Annotated in this window: 1 protein-coding gene; it reads left to right on the forward strand. The window is 38.6% G+C overall.

Annotation, left to right across the window (positions count from 1 at the left end; genetic code table 11):
• Nucleotides 1-68: 68 nt before the first annotated feature.
• Nucleotides 69-1,169, forward strand: a complete 1,101-nt coding sequence (locus tag QMA12_RS22010) for an ISAs1 family transposase (RefSeq protein ID WP_290211501.1) — start codon at nt 69-71, stop codon at nt 1,167-1,169.
• The last annotated feature ends 29 nt before the right edge of the window (nt 1,170-1,198 follow it).

Genomic DNA, 1,198 nt, shown 5'->3' on the forward strand with positions numbered 1-1,198 from the left:
CCAGGGCGGGATCGCACTTTAAATAAAAATATGATCTAATAGAGAAAATTCACTTATAGCATTTAATTTTGAGCATCTTAGACCACCTTACTGTTATTGAAGAAACACGTTCTGATATCAACCAAAAACATAATCTAATTGATGTTATGTTCTTGATAATTACAGCCATATCCTCAGGATGTGAGGGATGGCAAGATATTGAAATTTATGGTGATGAAAAGCTATCATGGCTCAGACAGTACCGAGCTTTCAGACATGGTATCCCTCGGCGGCATACGATAGCACGTATACTACGCAGTGTTGTTGCGGAATCCTTATTAGAAGCTTTAGCCTTGTGGTTAAATGAACAGCGCCAGTCATTAAATAAACCCATTATTGCCTTTGATGGCAAGGTGCTACGCGGCTCTTATCGAAATGATAGAAAAACAGCACTGCAATTAGTAACGGCGTACGATACTGAGCGAGGGTTAGTATTGAGTCAAAAACCGACAAAAACAAAAAACGGCGAAATAAGTGTTGTTCGTCAAATGCTTGATATACTTGATGTAAAAGGAAGTGTCATCACGATGGATGCACTTCATTGCCAACGTGAAACACTTGAAATAATTTCAGATAAAAAGGCACATGTAGTTGTTCAGGTTAAGAAAAATCAACCCAAATTGTTTGATTCTGTATCGAATTCATTTCAAGCAGTATTTGATGCAAATAAAGAAAAAGTCGTCACACACATTAAGCAAGAGATCCATGGTCGCAAAGAAGAGCGCTACGTCTATCAATTAAAAGCGAACCTGCCGACAGAGCTTGCACAGAAGTGGCCAACAATAAGAAGTATAATCGCAGTTGAACGCCACAGAACAGTAAAGAATAAGTGCAGTATAGACACGTCGTATTACATAAGTTCAATGTCACCTAAACACAAAATGCTAGGGCATTATATACGACAACATTGGCGTATTGAAAATAGCCAGCATTATGTTTTAGATGTTGTTTTCAAAGAAGATGATTCAAGAATAGCGTTAGAGGGTGCAGTTGAAAACATCGCTTTATTTAGGCGCTTTGTAATGAACATTTTGAGGCAATGCGAATGCGGGGCCCCAAGTCAACGTAGCAAAATCAAAAAGGCAAGCTGGAGTGATGATTATCGGGCGAGAATATTTTTTGGATTATAAATTAATCAAAGTATGCTCCCGCCCTGGAC

Source organism: Pseudoalteromonas sp. APC 3893 (genome assembly GCF_030408095.1).
Taxonomy (GTDB): domain Bacteria; phylum Pseudomonadota; class Gammaproteobacteria; order Enterobacterales; family Alteromonadaceae; genus Pseudoalteromonas.